The organism is Bartonella sp. AU16XJBT (genome assembly GCF_028618665.1).
In the GTDB taxonomy this organism is placed as follows: Bacteria; Pseudomonadota; Alphaproteobacteria; order Rhizobiales; family Rhizobiaceae; genus Bartonella.
Window position 1 is genome coordinate 22,975 of record NZ_JAQITF010000007.1, and the last position, 20,100, is coordinate 43,074.

Below are 20,100 nucleotides of genomic sequence, written 5' to 3' on the forward strand. Positions count from 1 at the left end.
CACGTGAACGGTATACCCTCAACGCCTTTGTGAAGCGTATAAACCCTATATCACCTCCATTATTATTCTTGTCTCAGCTGTCATATTGCGACAGCTTGTATATTTGAGAGAAGACATAAGGAGTATTTTACTCCTTTCTTGATATAATTTCCATCCACACATCTATCCCACCTATGACAAGCAAGAAGATGATTTTATGAGAAGATTATGATGAGATAATTTTACGGTATGATTTAATATATAAAAATGATGTATTATTTATAAACTGATGCGCTAGAAAACAAATAATAGAGCTTGTGCTCTTATGGAAAGATCTGAAACAACATGGCAAGATCTTTCCATAAGGGTTTGTTTTTACATCACATGTTTAAAGAAGAGTTCCTGACAAAATAAGGGAAGCTACAGAAAAATAGATTATAATACCCATGACATCTACTAAAGTTGCCACAAAAGGAGCAGAAGCACTTGCAGGATCAAATTTTAAACCTTTAAGGATAAAGGGCAACATAGAGCCAGAAAGAGAACCGAAGGTAACGATGCCGACTAAAGCGGTGCCTACAGTTGTTGAAACAGCAATCCAATGTTGTCCATAGTCATAGATACCGAGTTTTTGCCAAAGAGCAATGCGCGTAACGCCAATAATTCCGAGTAAGAGACCAAGGGATAGTCCTGTTGGAATTTCACGAATGATAACTTTCCACCAGTCTTTCAGCGTGAGTTCACGTAAAGCCAATGCGCGGATAATAAGGGATGTAGCTTGTGAACCGGAATTTCCTCCTGAACTCATAATGAGAGGAATAAACAGTGTAAGAATAATCGCTTTTTCAAGTTCAGTTTCGAAATGTTGCATAGCGCTTGCGGTTAGCATTTCACCGATAAAGAGTAAAGCGAGCCAGCCGCCGCGTTTTTTCATCATTTCAGGAAATTTGATTTGCATATAGGGCTTATCAAGCGCTTCCATACCCCCAAATTTATAGGCGTCTTCATTCATCTCATCGACCATAGTATCAAGCACATCGTCAACGGTTACAATGCCAATGACATGGTTATTTTCATCAACGACGGGCACCGAGAGAAGGTCATGGCGCTGGAAAAGACGCGCAATATCTTCATGATGCGTGAAGGGCGATATTGTAATGGGCGAGTCATGGGTAGGAACATTAAGAATTTGTTCATCAGGTGAGGCAAGAATAAGGTTACGCAGTGAAACAGCTTTGAGAAGAGTTCCTGTTTTAGGGTCAATTACATAGCTGGTATAAACTGTTTCTCGTGTTCGCTCTACCTCACGAATGTGATCCAAAGTTTTTTGTATGGTCCAGTTTGAAGGAACCACTATAAATTCTGTTGTCATCAGTGCCCCTGCTGTATGATCAGGATAACTGGTGAGTTTTTTAAGTTCAGCGCGCGTTAAGGGTTTAAGCAAGGCATAAAGCCGCGTGCGGGTTTCTTTATCCATTTCTTGAAAGACGTCTGCAGCAGCATCTGCAGACATGCCATCAAGAATTTCAACAGCACGATTTATGGGCAGAAGTTCTAAAATAGCAACAGGTTGCTCAAGCTCTGGTTTATCAAATAGTTCGATAACATACTCAAGAGGCAGAAGACTGAGAATAGTTACACGCTCCATGATATCGAGGTCATTGATGATATCAATAGAGTCCGCAAAATGCTGACTTTTTAATTTTTCAGCGAGAGCTTCAGGAGAAAAATTTTTGAAGTCGAAGGTCGTTTTGATTTCAGTCATGATAAAGTACCTCCTGAAAAGTTGGAGCGTTATAAATCTAGATAAGATGACGAGATAAAAAATAAAAAAATAAAAGTTTATGGAAGATCCGAAAAAACCTCTCCGACTATATTTCCAATTATTAATATTTTAATTAAAGTCAAGGATAGATTATAAGTTATAAACAAGTTTCTGAAATCACTGAAAGTAAGAATACAGCCTAATTTAGGGGTAATATGAAGGCGTAAATGTAAAAAACAGTTCTCATTTTTCCGTCATTTCTTTAGTACAGCTTTGCGATTTTTGAAAGAATCTACAGCAATGTTTTGTAAAGATTAGAGATTATACCTTTCTTCAAAATTTTGGTTTTTACGTTCTTTATGGGGTTACTCTTTAAAAAAACAGCATACACTTATGTTACGAATTCATACGCTTGTTTTAAAGAAATATCTCTGAGCACACGTTACGCCCATTTCATGACGTTACGCGTAAATGGTATAAAATTCATAGAAGATTACCATCTTTACGTTTAAATAAAAGGTGCGCACTGGTATCATTATACTATTTTCCAGCCCCCAATACTATAACAGCTCTTGCATTTTAAAAATTCATAAGAAGCGTTTTTATGTTTTTCTTCAAGTGTTTTTATCAATAGGCAATTTCATTTGTGATGTGTGAGCGAATAATCTTTATTGCTTCTATATAATATGGTTTAAAATCAGAGAATCTTACGATATTCAAGTTTCTCATTTAATATAAAAAACGATAATTTATCTTTATAAATCAAAGATTTTGTTTGATAAGTGTAGAAATTCTTATTTTTATTGATCTCATAAAGCTAAAGATATTTTAAAATTTTTTATTCAAGAGAGCTTTGAAAGTTAGTTTTGAAACTCACGAAATAGTTTTAGTATATTATCAATTTGTGTCGTAAAGATAATTGTTACAGCTTAAATTTATAATGGAGACATAAAGTATTATGACAAAAGCAGTAGTGCTGGACTGGAAGGGATTTTCAGGTCTTCCTGATTTTTCTTCTATAGGAGATGAAGATTTTAAACCCGCTTTTGAACAGGCCCTTCAAGAAGCCGAAGAAGAATTAGAGGCGATTGCGATGGTGCAAGAACCACCAACGCTTGAGAATTTTTTGCAACCTTTTGAGCTTTGTGGCAAAGCGCTGGATCGTGTCTGTTCAATATTTTTCTTGCGCACCAGTGCTCATACGAATGCGTTGATTCAACAGCTCGAACAAGAATTCGTTGTAAAACTTTCCCGTTATTCTTCAAAAATGATGATGGACGCGCGGATATTTGCAAAAATAGATGTACTTTATAAACAGTCGCAGCAGGGCATGTTTGAGAGTGAAACAACACGCGTTCTTGAATTATGGTGGAAAAAGTTCGTTTGTCATGGTGCAAAACTAGACGATAAAGCTCAGAAACGGCTTGTGGAAATTAATGAAAGGCTTGCTTTTTTAAATGCTACTTTTGGGCAGAATGTCTTAAACGATGAAGCTGAATGGATTCTATTTTTAAAACAAACAGACTTATCTGGTTTACCGGAAGATCTTATTGCTTCAATGAAAGAAATTGCGTGTGAAAGAGGCAATGAAGAAGCCTATGCGTTAACACTAGCACGCTCGATTATTGAACCTTTTTTAAAATTCTCTGATCGTCGTGATTTGCGTGAGGTTGCATTCCAAGCTTGGGCTAAACGTGGTGAAAATAATAACAAGAATGATAATCGAACCATTATTTTAGAGATTGTTGCGCTTCGAGATGAGCAGGCTAAATTATTGGGATATAAATCTTTCGCAGATTTGAAACTCGATAATACCATGGCTAAAAGTGTTGATTCCGTTATGAATTTGCTTATGCCTATATGGGAGCGCGCAAGAGCAAAGGCTTCTACTGAGCAAATTGAATTACAAAATTTTGCCAACAATCAAGGAAGCAATGAATCTTTAGCCGCTTGGGATTGGCGTTATTATGCTGAAAAGCTCCGCACTGAAAAACTCTCTTTCGATAGCGCTGAAATTAAATATTATTTTCAACTTGATCGTATGATTAAAGCGGCTTTTGGGGTAGCAGAAAAACTTTTTGGCATTACCTTTGAAGAAAAAAATGCTGTTGCACTTTGGCATCCTGACGCACGTCTGTGGGAAGTAAAGAAATCTGATGGAAGTTTACTTGGGCATTTCATTGGTGATTATTTTGCACGTTCTTCAAAACGATCCGGTGCATGGATGAGCCAATTGCAATCGCAGCATAAATTGAATGGCGGCCAAAAACCGATTATCTACAATATTTGTAATTTTGCTAAACCCTCTAAAGGGGAGGTTGCACTTTTATCACTTGATGATGCACGTACACTTTTCCATGAATTTGGGCATGCATTGCATGGTTTGCTTTCTGATGTCACATGGCCCTCTGTAGCGGGAACATCTGTTGCACGCGATTTTGTTGAACTTCCCTCTCAACTTTATGAACACTGGTTAACCGTACCAGAGATATTAAAATCTTATGCTATACATGCAAAAACAGGGCATCCGATGCCACAAGAATTGATCAATAAAGTTTTGGTGGCACAGACATTTAATGCTGGATTTTCTGCGGTTGAATTTATCTCATCAGCTTTAGTGGATATGGCTTTTCATCAAGGAGAAGCAGTCACTGATCCAACAATTTTTGAACATAAAGAATTAGAAAAGTTGCACATGCCTGATACGATTATTATGCGTCATCGTCCTGCGCATTTTATGCATGTGTTTGCAGGGGATGGTTATGCTGCTGGTTACTATTCTTATATGTGGTCGGAAGTACTTGATGCTGATGCTTTTCAAGCATTTGAAGAAACAGGTGATGTCTTTAATTCAGAGCTTGCTGATCTTTTAAAGCGTTTTATCTATTCTGCAGGGGGAAGCCGTGATCCAGAGGAACTGTATAAAGCTTTTCGGGGACGGATGCCTTTACCAGACGCAATGATTAACAAACGTGGACTATAAACGATAACGGTATGGTTAACACCATGCCGTTTTCATATTATTCGAAAGATGCAGTTGCGATTTATGCAAATCTTCCCTTCATTTATGGTTCTGTGAGCAGTATTTTTTATCTTATTCGCTTTTCGTTTATGGGGGAAATAAGATTTTATATTTTAAATCAACATTATGGGGAAGAAAAATTATCAGCGCGATCTTTTTGATGCCCATTTGGTGGAAACCATGATTTTTTTATAAAACTTGATTTTCTTTTGCCTAAAAGGTGGGTATTTTGTTGTGTCATATCCTCGAGGCTCATCGGAGGCTGACGCATAATATTACTTGGTTCTTGTTTTTCTGATTCTTGTATAAATTTTTGCATAGTTTGATCGGTTAAGTATGGCTGTTCATGAGAAAAGGCATGAAAATTTAAAATATTTTTCAATGGTTCTTCTAAATAAGAGGCAAGTTTTTTCTTTCCTTCAGATGTAAAATGAATGCCATTATTGGTACGTAATTTGGCTATTTTCCCATGAATATCATAGCCTGAAAAAGAAAAGTTTCCTTCTTTATCAATAAAACCGCTCCAGATATCGAGAAAATATCCTCCCGCTGTTTCTGTTTCTTGTTTATAGAGCGCGTTAAAAATTTTCATTTTTTGTGTCAAAAGGTCATTTCCAAAAGAAGGCTGACCTATCCATATCCATGATTTTCCAGAGGCATGAAGACTTTCAGCAATTTCGATAATTCGTTGTTTGTAGATGCGTATCCATTCTGATTGATCTGTGTTAATCATGCTATGAGAGTCTATGATGGGTTGATTGTCATTTGCACCGATCATCATGATAATGACATCGGGATTATTTTGATCAATGAGTTTAGAAATATTGCTTTGCCAAGAATAATAATTCGTTCGAACTAAGCCAGAAGCAGGCATTGTGTTGTTCATGATAACGATATCGCTATTATCTGCAAAAAACTTTTTAAGTGCATCGGCAACAGCAGAAGCTGTAAAATCCCCTATGACAAGAATGCGCTTTGCATTCTCATTTTTCAGCTTTTGTATGTTTTTTTGTGTTACGATCTTTTTTTGCGGCTTGTTTATTTTTTGTTCTATAATTTGCGGTGGTTGTTGTGTCGGTTTATTTTGTTGTGATAACCATTTGAAGAAGTTGGTTGCTTTACTTGGAGATGGCTGTATAATCCCCACAATAGAAAGTGAAAACAGCAAGAACATCAAGTATATCAGACGAAAAAGAGACAAAACCTTAACTCTCCATTATTGTTTGCGAAGGAGAAAAAGCACTTGAGAGGATGGATATCCATTTGCTTTTAAACCGTGATGTAGCTGAAAAGCTTTAATTGCTTTGCGGGAGGCAGTTCCGATTTTTCCATCAACATTCTCTTTATAATAGCCCAGTGCACTTAAGCGAGATTGCAATTCTTTGCATTCTTGGAAGGTAAGAGGTTGAAAAGGTCTTTGCCAATCATTCACTAATCCAGGATGTCCAGCAATACGATCAGCAAGAAGGGCAACAGCAAAAGCATAACGATCTGCATTATTATAACGTTTTATAACAAAGAAATTTTTTGTGACTAAGAATATAGGTCCTTTGGCTCCATCTGGATATTTTAATATTGCTTGTTCAGCTAATGGAGGAAGAGGATGCCCATTTGCGTATTTTACACCTAATTTTTTCCATTGTTCAAAGGAATACCAGCCTTCAGGAAGATTTTTCCCCTGGGGAACTTTTACCTCTACTCCCCAAATAAGGTGAGGTTGCCAGCCATTTTTGTGGAGAAGATTAGCAGCAGTAGCCAGAGCATCTGGAACAGAGGTCCAGATATCACGCCGTCCATCTTTATCCATATCAACGGCATAGGCGAGATAACTGCTTGGAATAAATTGGGTATGTCCCAATGCACCGGCCCAAGATCCAGTGAGTTGAGAGCGTTTAATTTCACCACTTTGTAAGATTTTCATAGCAGCAATCAGTTGTGTATGTGCATATTTTGCACGTTTTTTATCAGCATAGGCGAGAGTTGCAAGCGAGCGAATGGTATCACGCATGACACTTTTATTGGTTAAAATTTTCCCGTAATTGCTTTCCATAGACCAAATAGCAAGCAGAATATTGCGGTCAACACCAAAACGTTCTTCAATTTGAAGAAGCCATTTATTCCATTTTTTTGCTTGGCGCCGTCCTTCCACAATTGCAATATCATGGACACGATTATCAAAATAATTCCATGGGGGAGCAATAAATTCCGGTTGGTATGCGGCGCTTTTTAAAACTTCTGGATCAATGGCATTAATGCCTTTAAAAGCCATATGAAACGTAGAGGGGGTAATATTATGAGCAATAGCTGTTTTTCTAAACTCTTTAATCCAGTATCTAAATCCACTATCAGCATATGCAAAGGATGCAAAAAACATTAAAAAAGCAGACAAAAGAACGACAAAGCCAGTGATAAGCGTTCTTCGATTGATTGATTTCTCTAAAAAAAAGAAAGTCTTCAATTTAGTTTTTTGCATTTTGAAATCCCCATTAATATTCAATTTATTAGATGTGCAATAACTTTATTTTGTATTTAGTTTAATTGATAATATGATCAAGAAGAGGAAAAAACTGCAACAAATAATTCGTTTAATCCTTTCAATAAATTTTCATATTCTCTTTTACATTTTTGATTGCCCATTATAATGATAATCAAAACAATAAGATATCTTTTTTACTATTTCATAAAAACATGTGATAAATAGACAAGGTTATATGAATTCATTGAGGAGGGTGAGTTTGCGTAAAATCCGGAAAGCAGTATTTCCCGTAGCAGGTCTTGGTACGCGTTTTCTTCCTGCGACAAAAACGATACCTAAAGAAATGCTAACAGTTGTTGATAAGCCAGTTATTCAATATGTTGTGGATGAAGCTCGGGAGGCTGGTATTGAGCATTTTATTTTTGTGACTGGACGCAACAAAGCAGTCATTGAGGATTATTTTGATGTGCAAGTTGAATTATATACAACACTTGCTGAATGTGGAAAAAAAGAAGACCTTGCGCATTTATACCGTTTACAGCCATTGCCAGGGACAACTTCTTTCACACGGCAACAGCAACCTTTGGGGTTAGGGCATGCGCTTTGGTGCGCGCGTGAATTAGTTGCAGGCGAACCTTTTGCTTTGTTATTACCTGATATGTTGATACAAGCGAAAAAGGGGTGTCTTTCTGAGATGATGAGCCTTTATGAAAAAACGGGGGGCGGAAATATTATAGCAGTTCAGGAATGCGATCCTAGAGAAACCCATAAATATGGTGTTGTGGGGAAGGGCAAACAGATTGCAAATGGTTTTGAAATCACAAAAATGGTAGAAAAACCAGCGCTTGGAACGGCACCATCAAATTTGTACATCAATGGACGTTATATTTTGCAGCCAGAAATTTTTAATATTCTTTCCACTCAAGAACGAGGAGCAGGAAATGAAATTCAACTAACAGATGCGATGATAAGGCTTTCAAACGAACAGGATTTTTGGGGTTTGCAATTAGAAGGGCGCACTTTTGATTGCGGTTCTAAAGCTGGTTTTATTGAAGCTAACGTTGCATTTTCTTTGGCACGTGCTGATATGCACAGCCATATTTCTGCCTCATTGAAAAATTTACTGGAAACCATTACAGTTGAAAAATGATGTAGATCTCTCACTTTGATTTTATTGATTGAATTTGATTATGACAATACCATTTCCTCATATGGCTTTGCAGGGTGCTGTTGCATCGGCGCTTAAAACACTCGCCAGTGAAAAGCAAGGGCTTGAGGCTCTTGAAGCAGCTCTTCTTGGAAGTCTTTCATTTTCTTTTGCCGCGGCTGTTCAAACCATTAGAAATGCCCGTGGGCATGTGGTCATTACCGGGCTTGGGAAAAGTGGCCATATAGGGACAAAAATTGCAGCAACCTTAGCTTCAACTGGAACACCTGCTTTTTTTGTTCACGCTGCAGAAGCTAATCACGGTGATCTTGGTATGATTGGATCTGATGATGTTATTCTTGCGTTATCATGGTCTGGTGAAACGCAAGAGTTAAGTGGCATTATGAGTTATGCGGTGCGTTTTCGTATCCCCCTTATTGCAATGACATCAAGTGAGCACTCTGTGTTAGGACGACAAGCTGATATTGTTCTCTTATTACCAAAGATAGAAGAAGCTTGCCCTCATGGTTTAGCGCCTACAACTTCAACAATTATGCAATTGGCAATGGGAGATGCATTGGCTGTTTCTCTTTTAGAAATGCGTGGTTTTACCGCAACCGATTTCAAAATATATCATCCTGGTGGTTCTCTTGGTGCAAGCCTTAAATACGTGTGTGATATTATGCATGAAGGTGATCGTATTCCTTTGGTTATGCAGGGAACAGCTATGACTGAAGCGATGAATGTTTTGGTAGAAAAACATTTTGGTTGTGTTGGTGTTGTCAATCAAAAAGGTGAACTCATTGGAATTGTGACCGATGGTGATCTTGCACGGAACATTCATTTTAATTTATCAAAATTTAATGTTGATGAGGTAATGACCAAAGCGCCTAAAGTTGTAAAGCCAAATACACTTGTTGGTGCAGCAATGGCTTTTATTAATGAACATCATATTGGTGCATTTTTCGTGGTTGAAGATAAAAAACCGATAGGAATTGTTCATTTTCATGATCTTTTGCGCATTGGTGCTGCTTAGATGAAAGTTCCCTATCAGATAAAATGCTATTTTAGGCTAAAATAGATTGAACGATACAAAGTCACAATTTTATTGTGAAGGGGCTTTTACTGATATTTTGTGGAAAAAATGATTATTTTTACGCATTTTATAATGTTTAGAAAATTCTAAAGATAGAGACTATATCAGTCTCTTTTCGTATTTTAGAGAGGATTTCCTCTCAGGAGGAGAAATGATCACCTCCTGTTTGATGTATGTGCTCCCTCTGCTCTTAATTTAAGAGAAGCTTTACTTTTACTTTGTTGAAGATTTCCGCTTAAGGAAAAACTGAGCTCCTGTATGTGAGGTGCAGAGAAGTTGTGTGGCGTCATATGACATTGTACAATTGACTCTCGAAATCGTTCCACGGAGAATAGAGCGTATTTCAATTTCTATATTTTGAGCATCAAGATAATTATATGCCCCTTCTGATAGTTTTTCTTCTGTATCGGCTGCACGTGTTTCAAAAACACCATTGTGGAAAGAAGAAATAATACCATTTTCATCAATCCATTTTCCATCAATTCCAGTTGACATATTGGGGCTATAATATTGCGAAAAGCTACAGGCACTTAATAGCAAAGCGGCGATTGTAAGACATAAAATATGATAGGTATGTTTCATTGATTTCACTCTATTTAGATTATTTTGCTCTCTATTTCCTATAAAATTATTAAATTATGCCATGAGTCAATATGAAAAATTTGATGAAAATCAATGAAAAAGCAAAAAAAATAGAAAAAAATGCCTTAATGTTGTATTTAATTAACAGCTTGATGAAATGTGCAAGTGAAGCACAAGAGGTGAAATATTTCTTATGATTTACAACAATTTTTACATTAAGCCGCTGAATAGTCTCATGAGTAGTCTCAAAGGAGATTATTGACATTATGGTTGGTCCCATTCTTGTTGCGAGTGAAGATTATGGAAGACGTATAGAGCTTTCTGCTATGCTCCGGGGTTTTGGTTACCGTGTCATTGAAGCAGAAAATGGGCTCCGTACAATTGATCTTTTACACAGACGTAAAAACATTGTGCTTGCACTCCTTGATGTCGTTATGAGTGATTTGAGTGTGAGCGATTTGATTAAAATGATTAGAGTTGCTGGTGTTTCTGTTCCTATTGTTGTGATAGCACAACAAGAAAATCAGGATTTACTCCAGAAAGCTTTAACAGCTGGAGCTGTTGATTATTGGATTCATCCAGTAACATTATTACGCGTAAGAGTTACTTTGGATATTCTTGCTCTGATTTCTGCCTTGGAGCATGAGGTTCGAGATATTCGACGAAAGAAAGAGAAGCATTTACGGTTTTCTGACCTTTGCATAAAAAGTAGAGCTATGCAGGTTGTTTTAGAGAAATCGAGAGCCGCAGCAACGACTTCACAGAATCTTTTGATAGAGGGTGAAGTTGGAACAGGTCGTGAGACTTTAGCTCGGATTATTCATCATGAAGGTTTATTGGCAGAGGGCATTTTTATTCGCTTTCAATGTTCAGCGATTGCTGATCCAGAAGAAGAAAATCAGCATTGGTTTAAAGAATTCCTCCCATTGGTTTCTTCGCTTGAAAAAGGAACACTTTGCCTTTGTGATATTGATCGACTTGAGCCCATACAGCAAAGGCGGTTTGCTCATTATCTTAAAGAAAGGGAAAGGGATACAAAAGGAGAACTTTTTCCTTTTCGGATTATTGCTATTTCAACATCGCGTTTAAAGGACTTGGTTAAAGAGAACTTTTTTTTGCATAGTTTGTTTGAACAATTTTCTCATTTATCTATTAGCGTCCCTGCTTTACGAGAATTAAGGGATGACTTTCCAGAGATCACACAACGTTTGATCGATCGCATCATAACAGAGACAGGGCGATCACATGTACATGGTTTAGCAGGATCAGCTCTTTCCTTGCTTATGCAGTATGATTGGCCTGGCAATAGAAATGAACTTGAAAATTTTTTATTTCGTGCGATTTTACTCAGTGAGGGACCGTTATTAACTGTTCGAGATTTTCCCCAATTAATGGGAAATTCATTAATGAGTGTTCCAAATATCATTGAGGGTAATATGCAAGAAGATAATGAACAAGAATCAATACAATTTTTGAACACTGATGGGCATGTGCGTACTTTTGCAGAGATGGAACATGATATTATCGAGAAAGCGATTAAACATTATAAGGGGCATATGAGTGAGATTGCGCGCCGCCTCCATATCGGTCGCTCTACACTTTATAGAAAAATGGAAGAATTGAAAGCCATAAGAAATCAAGAACGAAAGTGAGATTTATAACAAATCATCTTCTGATGACAAGTATGATTTTCAAAAAATTAGAAGGGCTTTTGATAAAGTTAGTGGGGCTACTTAAAGAAGACAATCATTTATTATGAATTTTATTTATTGGGGATGATTTTGTAGAATTAAATCAAATATAAATTTTATTGGACTATTTTAGCGTTTGTTTCATTTTATATATATTATTAAAGCCGAGAGATATTTTTTAAAGCTTTTAAATATTACAGCTGAAATTTTTGCGTCATGGATATTAAGTTCATACTCTCTTAAGCAAGAAGTGGCATTTTATTTGCCACACGGTTAAGATAAAATGATTAGTATTCTGGTTCGTATCACGGGTGATGCGATAGCTTAAAAATAGAAAGTTTATCCTCTTTGACTCTTTTACAGATTGTTGTTGGTTTTATTCTCTTTTTTTTTATTGCGTCTATGTTGGCAATCTACACCTATGGGCGTTTTGTGAAAAGTGCTAGGGGACAATCTTCTTATGCGTTGCCTATTCAGAAGGATGAAACCAAGCTTGATCGTATCGTTAGTCAATTAGCTGAGAAAGAAAATGGACTGGGGGTTAATAAAGATGCCCTTTCCCTTATCATCAGCAATTTGGATGCGTTTTGTGTTCGTGCAATAGGTGCGGCAGAGGCTGGGCGTAGCCTTGATCTGATGTATTATATTTGGGACGATGATTTAACGGGGCGTTTATTACTAAGTGAAATAGTTGAGGCAGCTGATCGGGGTGTTCGGGTACGGCTTCTTTTAGATGATATTAACGCTCAGGCACGTGATCCAGCTTATATTGCGCTCGATAAACATCCTCATATTGAGGTGAGAATGTTTAATCCAGGGCGATCGCGTAAAGGTGGTTTTCGCCGCGGTTTAGAGATTATATTACGGGCAATTACTGTGACACGTAGAATGCATAATAAAGCTTTTATTGTTGATGGCAGGGTCGCTTTTGTAGGAGGACGTAATCTTGCTGATTCTTATTTTGATGCTGCTGAAGAATCTCATTTTCGAGATTTAGATTTGATGTTAATCGGTCCCTCTGTTAAAAAGGTAGAAAGTATCTTTGATGATTTTTGGAATAGTGCTGTTGTTTTGCCAATTCATACTTTGGTTATTCCTAAAAGCGCAAGTGATCTTAGCTATTGGAAGGATAAATTACGAAAATTTCGGGATTCCAAGGTTGCAAAAGTTTATTTAGATTATGTCAAAGAGCACATTAATTTTGATTGTTTTATTCAGACAGGAAAGCGGTTATTTTTAGCCGATAAAGTTGTTGTTCTTTCTGACCCTCCAGAAAAAGCATTGCGTAAAAAAACAAGCAATTGGCTTATGAAGGCGCTCTCAAAGGTTATTGGAAATGCTCAAAAAACGGTTCAGATTACATCACCTTATTTTGTCCCTGGTAAGGTTGGTACGCAGAATTTTAGTAATTTGGTTTCAAAAGGTGTTGATGTCAAAATTCTTACCAATTCTTTGGCTGCGACCGATGTAGCATTAGTGCATGGTGGTTATGTACCGTATCGTAAGGCACTGTTAAAAAGTGGTGTTAAGCTTTATGAATTAAAAGCGGAAGGTAACCCCCATGGGTTACGATTGTTTCGATCGAGTAAGGCAAGTTTACATGCCAAAGCTTTTTTAGTTGATCGTAAAACAGCTTTTATTGGCTCTTTAAACTTTGATCCCAGATCAGCAGCGCTCAATACAGAAATGGGCATTCTTTTTGAATGTGCCCCCATTACAGCAAGGCTAGATTTGTTGTTTTGTGAAGAAACAACGGGGGAAATGAGCTATCATCTTCGTCTTGGTGATAATAATCGTGTTTATTGGGATTTTATTGAAAATGAAAAAAAATATAGCATTGATTATGAGCCAGAAAGCAATTTTTGGCGTCGTGCATTTGCAAAAATAATAAGTTGGTTACCGATTGAATCACAATTGTAAATTTTTATAAACCACACTTAAAAAAAATATTTATTTTTCTTTTCATTTTGTTTTTAGCATGGCATAATTTTTTGCCAATCTACCCTATGAGAACCGCAGTTGTATTTTAAAGCTTCGTGCGGTGTTTTATTATAAAAGGAATTTTGCTATGGCAAAGATTGTTGAAACGGGAACAGGGGCATTGGCACTGACTTTTGATGATGTACTTTTACAGCCCGGTCATTCTCTTGTTATGCCTAGTCAAGTGGATCTTACGACACGCATTGCAGCTGATATTAAGCTCAATTTGCCATTACTTTCCGCTGCAATGGATACGGTAACAGAATCGCGTTTGGCAATTGCTATGGCTCAAGCTGGTGGTCTTGGGGTTATACATCGTAATATGTCTTTTGCAGAGCAGGCAGAAGAAGTCCGCCAGGTAAAAAAGTTTGAATCTGGTATGGTTGTTAATCCAGTCACAATTGGACCTGATGCAACACTTGAAGAAGCGAAAGCTTTGATGCGCTTGCATAGCATTTCTGGTATTCCGGTTGTTGAAAATAGTGTTAAAGGAGAGACAGCGGGACGACTTGTCGGCATTTTGACCAATAGAGATGTTCGTTTTGCATCAGATCCAAAACAAAAAATTTATGAATTAATGACGCATGAAAATTTGATCACAGTGCGTGAAAATGTTCAACTGAGTGAAGCAAAATATCTTTTACATCATCACCGAATTGAAAAATTATTGGTTGTGGATGAACAAAATCGTTGTGTCGGCCTGATAACAGTTAAGGATATTGAAAAAGCAAAATTAAATCCAAATGCGGCTAAAGATTCTCAAGGACGCTTGCGTGTTGCAGCGGCTAGTAGTGTTGGGAATGATGGAATTGAACGTGCTGAACGCCTCATTGATGCAGGTGTTGATGTATTGGTCATTGATACAGCGCATGGACATTCTCAGCGTGTGCTAGAAACTGTTGAACGGATTAAAAAGATGGCTTGCTCTCCAGCCGTTATTGCTGGGAATGTCGCAACTGCTCAAGCAACGCAAGCATTGATTGACAGTGGTGCAGATGCGGTAAAAGTTGGTATTGGTCCTGGCTCTATTTGTACAACGCGTATTGTTGCTGGTGTTGGTGTTCCTCAACTTGCAGCTATTATGAATGCTGCAGAAATTGCGGAAAAAGCGGGTATTCCTATCATTGCAGATGGTGGGATCAAAGCATCGGGTGATTTTGCTAAAGCTTTAGCGGGTGGAGCTTGTGCGGCGATGATCGGTTCTCTTTTAGCGGGTACAGAAGAAAGTCCTGGTGAAGTTTATCTTTATCAAGGTCGATCTTTTAAAGCCTATCGCGGTATGGGATCTGTTGGTGCTATGGCACGAGGATCAGCAGATCGCTATTTTCAAGATGATGTCCGTGATGAATTGAAGTTGGTTCCTGAAGGTGTGGAGGGGCAAGTGGCCTATAAAGGTTCTATAGCATCAGTTCTCCATCAGCTTGCTGGTGGACTGCGTGCTTCTATGGGCTATGTTGGGGCAAAAGATCTCGTAGAGTTTCGTAAAAAAGCAACGTTTGTTCGTATTACCAATGCGGGACTCCATGAAAGTCATACGCATGATGTTTCGATCACACGGGAAAGTCCAAATTACCGGGGTCCAGTTTGAAGGAATAAGTGCTTAGCGTCACTATTGCATAGATGTGACATCTTCCGAGAATAAGGAAGAGAGACGGCCCTTTTTTCTGTTTATAATTTGGTACCATAATCCAGAAAAGGAAAGAATTAGAGGCTAAAACTCTAATTCTTTCTGTTAAGACTTGTGTGAAGTAAATTATATAAAGTTAGAATTAACTTTTTGTTGTCTTGCGTCCTGTCTTTGACGCACGTTGGCGAGTGTTTGTCGGATCACTTTGGACGGATTTCTTTCCATTGTTTGAGGGCATTGTATTATGACGGCTTTTAGATGAAGTTGTTTTTCCATTATTATAAGTCATTATTTTCTCCTTTTAAATTGTCTGGCAGTTGCCAGTATAGTAAAAACGGTCATGCCAAATAGTGGTTCCAAGCATTTTCTAAAAAGTTAATTTTTGGTTGAGAATAAGATGAGCTTGTCTGATCTTGTTAGAAGCTTTTCAGAGGGATAATATTTTCAAGATGGAAGATATTTGATTTTCCCTGTTGTTTATATAAGTTGAGAAAATTTCATTTTACGCAATAATAAAGAGTTTGTTTTTTTCGTAATGCATGATGGAAAGAAGTTTTTTATGGATGGCAGCGTATCTTTTAGCGTAAGAGGATTTTATGTATTTTAGAAGGATAAAAAGCCAATGGGCAAAAAATGAAAAGAAAAATCTAGATACACTCAATTGGATCTTATAGAAAATATGCTCAGATCATTTTAAAAGTGAATGTAAATTTTTGAGAGCTTTGACCAGATTTCGTTGGCAATAAGAAGATAATATAAACGATTTAGAATTTTATTATTTTAATGGGAGAAATGAATGAGATTAGGTGGGCGTTTGCAAGCAGCAATAGATGTTCTCAAAGAGATAGAAATGAGGCATCGCCCCGTAGGAGAAGCTTTAAAGGACTGGGGGCTTTCTCATCGCTTTGCTGGAGCAGGTGATCGTGCAGCCATTGGTACAATCGTTTATGATGTTCTAAGACGACGATATTCTTTACAATGGCGTATGGAGAGTGATGATATTCGGGATATTGTTTTTGCTACCTTGTTAGATACTGGAAAAATGACGTTGGAGCAAATTGACAATGCGTTAGAAGGCGACCGGTTTGCTCCGCAGTTATTAGAGGATAAACAGCGCAAATCGTGGCAAAGGCGGCAATTAGTGGATGCACCAGGCTATATTCGTGGTGATATTCCTCAATGGTGTCAAGCACATCTTTGTCCTTTATTTGGTGATAATTGGATCACTGAAGCAGCTGCGTTAGCAACGCGTCCTTCTTTAGACTTACGGGTAAATAACTTAAAGGCAACACCAGAAAAGGTGTTGAAAGAGTTAGCAAAAACCAAACTTCAATCTTTGCCATGGTTTCGGCAAGCCTTAAGAGTTGCTCCGATTGAAAAATTTGATCGCCATCCCAATGTTCAAGTGGAACCAGCTTTTCAAAAAGGGCACTTTGAAATACAGGATTTAGGATCTCAAATTGTTGCTCACCTTGTGGAAGCGCAAGAAAGCATGCAGGTATTAGATTATTGTGCAGGTGCTGGTGGCAAAACATTAGCTTTAGCTTCCGATATGAACAATCGTGGGCAAATTTATGCTTATGATTTTGATAAAGCACGCCTAGCGCCTATTTTTGATCGTCTTCGACGCGCTGGTGTTCGTAATGTACAAACACGAGCACAAAAAGAAGAACTGAAGTCCCTAATAGGCCAGATGGATAGAGTTTTGTTAGATGCACCCTGTAGTGGGACAGGAACATGGCGTCGTCGTCCAGATGCGAAATGGCGTTTAACATTAGAACAGGTAAAACAACGCCAAACAGAACAGAGGACTATTTTGAATGAGGCGATAGAGTATCTTAAGCCTAATGGGCGCTTAGTCTATATTACCTGTTCTCTTTTTGCAGATGAAAATGAGGAACAAATTTCCCATTTCCTTCAACAACATTCTCATTTTTATCCAATAGATATGCAGGCACTTTGGCAGAAACATTTTAGTTTTTCTTCTGTGCAACCAGTCTTTTCAAATTATGGATTGACTTTGTCACCTGCAACCACACAAACAGATGGTTTCTTTTTATCTGTGTTGCAAAAAAAACATTGATCCATATTTTTGCATTTTTTATCATAAATTTTACCAGAATAATCTTTTTCTTAAGAAAACAGGCTTGTGAAAAGAGAGAGATTGAATCATAACTCTCATGAATTCTCTTTTTACAATTATTGATTGGTTTTCTATGAACATATCACATTCAGACGCTGTTCTTATTATTGACTTTGGCTCACAAGTTACACAACTTATTGCACGACGGGTGAGAGCAATGGGGGTATACTGTGAAATTGTGCCTTTTCAATTGGCTTTAGAAGCTGTGCGCCGCATAAATCCTCAAGCTATTATTTTATCAGGAAGTCCTTATTCCGTTATTGATGAAGGGTCGCCGCGTGCTCCAATGGAAATTTTTGAGGCAGGTATTCCGATTCTTGGTATTTGTTATGGGGAGCAGGTCATGTGTGTTCAGCTTGGAGGAAAGGTTGAAGCTGGACATGAGCGTGAATTTGGTCGTGCTTTTTTGGAAGTGCAAGAAAAAAGTGCCCTTTTTGATGGAGTGTGGGAAAAAGGTTCTCATTATCAAGTATGGATGAGCCATGGTGATCGTGTGGCAGCTTTACCAGAAGGTTTTCGTGTCATAGGAACCTCAAAAGGAGCTCCTTATGCGGCTATTTCTGATGAGAAAAGACGTTTTTATGCGGTACAGTTTCATCCTGAAGTTATCCATACACCGGATGGTACAAAACTTTTACAAAATTTTATTCATAAAATTTCTGCTATTAAAGGTAGTTGGTCAATGGCTTCTTATCGTGAGCAGGCAATTGCTACGATACGACAAAAAGTTGGGGAAAGTCGTGTGATTTGTGGTCTTTCAGGGGGGGTGGATTCATCTGTTGTAGCGGTGCTCCTTCATGAAGCTATAGGAAATCAACTGACATGCATTTTGGTAGACCATGGGCTGATGCGCAAAAATGAAGCAGAAGAAGTTATAACGCTTTTTCGTGATCATTATAATATAGAGCTTATTCACGTTAATGCTGCCGATATATTTCTTAATGCTTTAGAAGGTGAGACAGATCTAGAAAAAAAGCGCAAAACGATTGGTCGCCTTTTTATTGAAGTTTTTGAAGAAGAAACGAAAAAAATAGGAGGTGCAGAGTTTTTAGCACAAGGAACACTTTATCCAGATGTTATTGAGAGTGTCTCTGCTATTGGTGAATCGGTAACCATTAAAAGCCATCATAATGTGGGGGGGTTACCAGAACAGATGAATATGAAACTTGTAGAACCGTTGCGTGAGCTCTTTAAGGATGAGGTTCGCTTGCTAGGGCGAGAGTTAGGGTTACCCGAGCAGTTTATTGGTCGCCATCCTTTTCCAGGACCTGGTCTTGCAATTCGCTGTCCAGGGGCTGTGACCCGTGAAAAATTAGAAATTTTACGTGAAGCAGATGCTATTTATCTTGAGGAAATCCGTAAAGCCGGTCTTTATGACGAAATTTGGCAAGCTTTTGCTGTTCTTCTTCCTGTTCAAACTGTTGGTGTGATGGGCGATGGTCGCACTTATGAATTTGTTTGTGCTCTTCGTGCCGTCACATCTGTTGATGGAATGACTGCTGATTTTTATCCCTATGATATGGCGTTTTTAAGTAAGACGGCAGCACGTATTATTAACGAAGTTAGAGGGATTAATCGTGTTGTATATGATGTAACCTCAAAGCCTCCTAGTACTATTGAATGGGAATAATTAAAGATGAAGGGTAAGTCTTTTTAAGAATAAAATATGATTGAGGATTTTATATTCGAAAAGTGTAGAAAAAATCATTTAAAAATGATTGTGTATTTTCATATGATATAAGCCGGTATCTGGCAATCTGTACGTCAATATCGTTTAAAATTGAGAAGTGTGGAATCTTGCATGTCTGAGAAAAAAATTGTTGCACACCGTGGTGGAGCTCATCTTTATCCTGAAAATACCCTTTCGGCATTTAATAATGCTATAGCGTTAGGTGTTGATGAAGTTGAATGTGACGTTCATTTACTGAAAAGCGGTGAAGTGGTTGTTTTTCACGATTTCGGTTTAGATCAATTGGTTGGCAAAAAGGGGTATATTCATGACATTGATAATGAAACACGCAGACAATTTTGCGTGAAAGGCAGTCGAGAAGCCCCCCCTTTATTAGAAGAAGTGCTTGATCTTTTAGCACCAACCAATGTTGGTTTGCATCTTGAAATCAAAACATGTGGTGAAGTGGAGCGTGAAACAATATTATCCCAAAAAGCGCTTGCACTCATAAAAAGTAGAAATTTATCAGAACGGGTTTCTGCCATTAGTTTTGATCCTTTGGTCCTTCGTCCTTTTATTGAAGCAGGCATACCATCTGGTCCATGCGTTGATAATTTTGAAGGTGATATGTATCGCCATTTTTCTGAATGGAAACAATTGGGGTATTCTGATTTAAGTTTAGATGGTTCCATTGCCTCACAGGATTTTATTGAAGCAGCGCTTGAAGCTGGTTTTACTGTAGGGGTATGGACAATCAACGGAAAAGTTCGGTTATCACATTGGCTTAATATGCCTGTACATTACATTACGACAGATCAACCGGATCTTGCATTGCAATTGCGTGCACAAAGGTAAAAAAATATACTTCTACAAAATCACTGTCCCTTCATAAAGCTAGCCTCATGGAAAAAAGTAGGAAGTGT

14 protein-coding genes are annotated in these 20,100 nt (G+C 37.8%); 9 read left to right on the forward strand and 5 right to left on the reverse strand.

What is annotated here, in order from left to right:
• Positions 1 to 367: 367 nt before the first annotated feature.
• A complete protein-coding gene (gene mgtE, locus PVV66_RS05400) occupies positions 368 to 1,744 on the reverse strand; it encodes a magnesium transporter (protein WP_273718142.1) in 1,377 nt (458 codons plus the stop codon).
• A gap of 958 nt (positions 1,745 to 2,702) precedes the next feature.
• On the opposite strand from mgtE, the gene PVV66_RS05405 reads away from it, so the two are divergent.
• Entirely contained in the window at positions 2,703 to 4,727 is a 2,025-nt protein-coding gene (locus PVV66_RS05405; protein WP_273718143.1) for a M3 family metallopeptidase, read from the forward strand.
• A gap of 163 nt (positions 4,728 to 4,890) precedes the next feature.
• Here PVV66_RS05405 and PVV66_RS05410 read toward each other — a convergent pair whose 3' ends face one another.
• On the reverse strand, positions 4,891 to 5,967 hold the full coding sequence (locus PVV66_RS05410) for an SGNH family hydrolase (protein WP_273718145.1): 1,077 nt from the start codon (positions 5,965 to 5,967) through the stop codon (positions 4,891 to 4,893).
• A 15-nt stretch (positions 5,968 to 5,982) separates the two neighbouring features.
• Positions 5,983 to 7,239: a lytic murein transglycosylase gene (locus PVV66_RS05415; RefSeq protein WP_273718146.1), complete on the reverse strand. Its 1,257-nt coding sequence runs from the start codon at positions 7,237 to 7,239 to the stop codon at positions 5,983 to 5,985.
• A 262-nt stretch (positions 7,240 to 7,501) separates the two neighbouring features.
• On the opposite strand from PVV66_RS05415, the gene PVV66_RS05420 reads away from it, so the two are divergent.
• Positions 7,502 to 8,392 carry a UTP--glucose-1-phosphate uridylyltransferase gene (locus PVV66_RS05420; RefSeq protein ID WP_273718148.1) on the forward strand — a complete coding sequence of 297 codons (891 nt, stop codon included), beginning with the start codon at positions 7,502 to 7,504 and terminating at the stop codon, positions 8,390 to 8,392.
• Between the two features lie 40 nt (positions 8,393 to 8,432).
• Positions 8,433 to 9,425 carry an SIS domain-containing protein gene (locus PVV66_RS05425; RefSeq protein WP_273718150.1) on the forward strand — a complete coding sequence of 331 codons (993 nt, stop codon included), beginning with the start codon at positions 8,433 to 8,435 and terminating at the stop codon, positions 9,423 to 9,425.
• 273 nt (positions 9,426 to 9,698) lie between these two features.
• On the opposite strand, the gene PVV66_RS05430 is transcribed toward PVV66_RS05425, so the two are convergent.
• Entirely contained in the window at positions 9,699 to 10,067 is a 369-nt protein-coding gene (locus PVV66_RS05430) for a hypothetical protein (RefSeq protein WP_273718152.1), read from the reverse strand.
• Positions 10,068 to 10,333: 266 nt separating this feature from the next.
• Here PVV66_RS05430 and PVV66_RS05435 point away from each other — a divergent pair, with 266 nt between their 5' ends.
• From PVV66_RS05435 to guaB, 3 genes are all read left to right on the forward strand, one after another.
• Positions 10,334 to 11,719: a sigma-54 dependent transcriptional regulator gene (locus PVV66_RS05435; RefSeq protein WP_273718154.1), complete on the forward strand. Its 1,386-nt coding sequence runs from the start codon at positions 10,334 to 10,336 to the stop codon at positions 11,717 to 11,719.
• A gap of 387 nt (positions 11,720 to 12,106) precedes the next feature.
• The gene (locus PVV66_RS05440; protein WP_273718156.1) at positions 12,107 to 13,678 is read left to right on the forward strand and encodes a phospholipase D family protein; all 1,572 of its coding nucleotides are present in this window, start codon (positions 12,107 to 12,109) and stop codon (positions 13,676 to 13,678) included.
• 148 nt (positions 13,679 to 13,826) lie between these two features.
• A complete protein-coding gene (guaB, locus tag PVV66_RS05445; protein WP_273718157.1) occupies positions 13,827 to 15,326 on the forward strand; it encodes an IMP dehydrogenase in 1,500 nt (499 codons plus the stop codon).
• A 181-nt stretch (positions 15,327 to 15,507) separates the two neighbouring features.
• Here guaB and PVV66_RS05450 read toward each other — a convergent pair whose 3' ends face one another.
• Complete coding sequence (locus PVV66_RS05450; protein WP_273718158.1) at positions 15,508 to 15,654, reverse strand: hypothetical protein; 147 nt, start codon at positions 15,652 to 15,654, stop codon at positions 15,508 to 15,510.
• Positions 15,655 to 16,161: 507 nt separating this feature from the next.
• Between PVV66_RS05450 and PVV66_RS05455 the strand changes: the two genes are divergently transcribed.
• The 3 genes from PVV66_RS05455 (at position 16,162) to PVV66_RS05465 (ending at position 20,032) form a co-directional block, all read left to right on the forward strand.
• Entirely contained in the window at positions 16,162 to 17,448 is a 1,287-nt protein-coding gene (locus tag PVV66_RS05455; RefSeq protein WP_273718160.1) for an RsmB/NOP family class I SAM-dependent RNA methyltransferase, read from the forward strand.
• Positions 17,449 to 17,581: 133 nt separating this feature from the next.
• Positions 17,582 to 19,138, forward strand: coding sequence for a glutamine-hydrolyzing GMP synthase (gene guaA, locus PVV66_RS05460; RefSeq protein WP_273718286.1), 1,557 nt, complete (start codon positions 17,582 to 17,584; stop codon positions 19,136 to 19,138).
• A gap of 171 nt (positions 19,139 to 19,309) precedes the next feature.
• Positions 19,310 to 20,032, forward strand: a complete 723-nt coding sequence (locus tag PVV66_RS05465; RefSeq protein WP_273718162.1) for a glycerophosphodiester phosphodiesterase — start codon at positions 19,310 to 19,312, stop codon at positions 20,030 to 20,032.
• The last annotated feature ends 68 nt before the right edge of the window (positions 20,033 to 20,100 follow it).

Bases quoted from the DNA above. Each gene is read 5' to 3' on its own strand.
- PVV66_RS05435 (WP_273718154.1), top strand. From the start codon at position 10,334: ATGGTTGGTCCCATTCTTGTTGCGAGTGAAGATTATGGAAGACGTATA.
- PVV66_RS05450 (WP_273718158.1), bottom strand. From the start codon at position 15,654: ATGACTTATAATAATGGAAAAACAACTTCATCTAAAAGCCGTCATAAT.
- PVV66_RS05455 (WP_273718160.1), top strand. From the start codon at position 16,162: ATGAGATTAGGTGGGCGTTTGCAAGCAGCAATAGATGTTCTCAAAGAG.
- mgtE (WP_273718142.1), bottom strand. From the start codon at position 1,744: ATGACTGAAATCAAAACGACCTTCGACTTCAAAAATTTTTCTCCTGAA.
- guaB (WP_273718157.1), top strand. From the start codon at position 13,827: ATGGCAAAGATTGTTGAAACGGGAACAGGGGCATTGGCACTGACTTTT.
- guaA (WP_273718286.1), top strand. From the start codon at position 17,582: ATGAACATATCACATTCAGACGCTGTTCTTATTATTGACTTTGGCTCA.
- PVV66_RS05415 (WP_273718146.1), bottom strand. From the start codon at position 7,239: ATGCAAAAAACTAAATTGAAGACTTTCTTTTTTTTAGAGAAATCAATC.
- PVV66_RS05430 (WP_273718152.1), bottom strand. From the start codon at position 10,067: ATGAAACATACCTATCATATTTTATGTCTTACAATCGCCGCTTTGCTA.
- PVV66_RS05425 (WP_273718150.1), top strand. From the start codon at position 8,433: ATGACAATACCATTTCCTCATATGGCTTTGCAGGGTGCTGTTGCATCG.
- PVV66_RS05465 (WP_273718162.1), top strand. From the start codon at position 19,310: ATGTCTGAGAAAAAAATTGTTGCACACCGTGGTGGAGCTCATCTTTAT.
- PVV66_RS05405 (WP_273718143.1), top strand. From the start codon at position 2,703: ATGACAAAAGCAGTAGTGCTGGACTGGAAGGGATTTTCAGGTCTTCCT.